The sequence below is a fragment of the Rhodococcus sp. FG69 genome (assembly GCF_057808915.1).
Genome location: NZ_JBMDIX010000134.1, coordinates 1 through 360, shown reverse-complemented (window position 1 = coordinate 360; position 360 = coordinate 1). Strand labels below are relative to the sequence as shown.

Here is a 360-nt window from a genome sequence, read left to right as displayed (position 1 = left end):
CTTTCGAGTTCAGCCTGAAAATGAACCGCGACGGCTACAGCTTTGAAGCCTACAAGGTGGTGCTGTCCGACCCCGGCTTTCAGGCTACCTTCGGCTACTCCACGCTGATGGCGGTGCTTACCATCATCGTCGGCATTCTGCTGGTGGTGCCGACGGCCTACTGGATTCAGCTGAAGCTGCCACGCCTGCGTCCGCTGGTGGAGTTCATCACCCTGCTGCCGCTGGTGATTCCGGCCATTGTCATCGTGTTCGGCTACCTCAAGCTGTACAACAGCAGCGCCTGGCTGCCCTTGACCGGCAATGACCGCGCCACCGACTTTTTGCTGATGTGCAGCTACGTCACGCTGGCCCTGCCCTATC

The 360-nt window shown here is 59.7% G+C and carries 1 pseudogene; it reads left to right on the top strand.

Annotated features, from left to right (window positions below):
• Positions 1-360: pseudogene (locus tag ACODSO_RS29320) on the top strand (hypothetical protein); the annotation flags it as partial.